Genomic DNA, 2,539 nt, shown 5'->3' with positions numbered 1-2,539 from the left:
CTCGCCCCTTGGGGGAGAGGGACAGAATAATCTGCGTTCAGCAGATTATTCAGGGTGAGGGGTACTCTCTCCTCCGCAGAGGAATTCGTGAAAACAACAAAATACCCCTCATCCCAACCGAAATTCGCGTACGCGAATTCGGTGACCCTTCGGGCACCTTCTCCCTCAAGGGGAGAAGAGAGAACGGTGGGTGCGACGGCTCGAAGCATCACACCACCTCCTCGTAGGAATGCCCGGCCCGCAGCCCATCTCTTACCCGCGCCGCAATCGCCAGAAATTCCGGCGTCTCGCGAATATCGAGCGGCCGTTCGCGCGGCAGATTACTCTCGATGACATCGGTCACCCGCCCCGGTCGCGGCGACATCACCACGATTTTCGTCGACAGATAAACCGCCTCGGGAATCGAGTGCGTCACAAAGCAGATGGTCTTCTTCGTCCGGTCCCAGAGCTTGAGCAGCTCGAAATTGAGATGGTCCCGAACGATCTCGTCGAGCGCCCCAAAGGGCTCGTCCATCAGCAGCAGATCGGCGTCAAACGCCAGTGCGCGAGCAATGGAGGCCCGCTGCTGCATGCCGCCCGAAAGCTGCCAAGGATACTTTTTCTCAAATCCTGTGAGATTGACGAGGTCCATAGTCCGCTTGATGCGCTCGGCCTGTTGCTGGGGCGAATGCCCCATGATTTCGAGCGGCAGGGCGATGTTCTTCTCGATGGTACGCCAGGGATAGAGAGCCGGCGCCTGGAACACATAGCCATAAGCTCTGTCCTTCCGCGCATTTTCCGGCGTCTGACCATTGATCTTCAGCGAGCCCGAGGTCGGCTGTTCCAAATCGGCAATGGTGCGCAAAAACGTGGTCTTGCCGCAGCCCGAAGGCCCGATGAAGGAAACGAAATCGCCCTTCTCGATGGTCAGGTTGACGTCCGACAGCGCCACCACGTCGCCGTCATTGGTGGAAAAGGTGAGGCCCAGGTTCTTGGCCTCTACGACGGCGAGTGCAGCACCCGTGCCTGTCGTTGATGAAGTGATCGACGTGACGGACAAGGGTGTCGCCTTTCTCAGCCTATTGTTTGGCGTCTAATGCCTGATGCAAGGCGCGTGCCGCGCGAAAGGCCGGCTTTGCAGCAGCTTTTCGGACTATTGGCGGGCACACTGCCTCGATTTTCATCATGCTGCCGATGTCAAACACCCGTCGCCGGAATGCCCGCCCGCTCCACCTTGCGCGGCGCGACCAGCTCCTTCCACTGGCTCAGCGCCCGGTTGACCGGGTTCTTGGCTTCGCGCGCCACAAACTTGCCGTGGCCCGGCTCGGCCTTCACCTCGTTCTCGATGATCGACACCTTGCCGCGCGACAGCACGAAGCGCGGCAGACCGGTCACCTCAAAGCCTTCAAAGACGTTGTAGTCGATCACCGATTGCTGGTTCTTGGCCGTAATCGTCTTCTTGCGATTGGGGTCCCAGACGATCAGGTCGGCGTCCGCGCCAACCATGACGGCACCCTTCTTGGGGTACATGTTGAGGATTTTCGCAATATTGGTCGAGGTCACTGCGACGAACTCGTTCGGCGTCAGCCGCCCGGTATTGACGCCGGCGGTCCAGAGCACCGGCAGGCGATCTTCGAGCCCGCCCGTACCATTCGGAATTTTGGCAAAATTACCGACGCCATTGCGCTTCTGCGCCGTGGTGAAGGCGCAGTGGTCGGTCGCAACGCAGGAGAGCGAGCCCGCCTGCAGCCCGGCCCAAAGCGAATCCTGATGCTGCTTGTTGCGGAAGGGCGGCGACATCACCCGCCGCGCCGCATGGTCCCAATCGGGGTTGAAATATTCGCTCTCGTCGAGCACCAGGTGCTGGATCAGCGGCTCGCCATAGACGCGCATGCCCTTCTGCCGGGCCCGGCGAATGGCCTCATGCGCCTGTTCGCAGCTCGTATGCACCACATAGAGTGGCACCCCGGTCATGTCGGCGATCATGATGGCGCGGTTGGTCGCTTCCCCTTCCACTTCCGGCGGCCGCGAATAGGCATGGCCTTCAGGCCCATTGTTCCCCTCGGCCAGGAGCTTTGCCGTCATCGCCGCGACGACGTCGCCATTCTCGGCATGCACCAGCGGCAGGGCGCCAAGCGCGGCGCAACGCTGGAACGAGGCGAACATCTCGTCGTCGTTCACCATCAGGCTGCCCTTATAGGCCATAAAATGCTTAAACGAGGTAATGCCGCGATCGACCACCTCGGCCATCTCGTTGAACACCTGTTCTCCCCACCAGGTGATGGCCATGTGGAACGAATAGTCGGCCGAGGCCTTGCCGGTCTTGTTGTCCCACATCTGCAGCGCCTCGAGCAGGCTCTGATTGGGGTTGGGCAGGCAGAAGTCGACCACCATGGTCGTGCCGCCCGAAAGGCCGGCGCGGGTACCGCTTTCGAAATCGTCGGCCGAATAGGTGCCCATGAAGGGCATTTCGAGATGGGTATGCGGATCGATGCCGCCGGGCATGATGTAGCAGCCGCTGGCGTCCAAAATCTCGTCGCCGGACAGGTTCTGGCCGATC

The 2,539-nt window shown here is 60.7% G+C and carries 3 protein-coding genes; all 3 read right to left on the bottom strand.

The window, feature by feature from the left end; all coding sequences use genetic code 11:
- Positions 1-209, bottom strand: a 209-nt coding sequence (locus J0I64_RS00230) for a hypothetical protein (RefSeq protein WP_291405293.1), incomplete at its 3' end; no start/stop codon positions are given.
- Positions 209-1,039, bottom strand: coding sequence for an ABC transporter ATP-binding protein (locus J0I64_RS00225; protein ID WP_291405291.1), 831 nt, complete (start codon positions 1,037-1,039; stop codon positions 209-211). The genes J0I64_RS00225 and J0I64_RS00230, both read right to left, overlap by 1 nt.
- A 137-nt stretch (positions 1,040-1,176) precedes the next feature.
- Positions 1,177-2,539, bottom strand: a 1,363-nt coding sequence (hydA, locus tag J0I64_RS00220; RefSeq protein WP_291405289.1) for a dihydropyrimidinase, incomplete at its 5' end; no start/stop codon positions are given.

Origin of the sequence: Devosia sp. (assembly GCF_017307565.1) — a bacterium.
Classification (GTDB): Bacteria; Pseudomonadota; Alphaproteobacteria; order Rhizobiales; family Devosiaceae; genus Devosia.
This window is presented reverse-complemented; position numbering and strand designations above follow the sequence as displayed.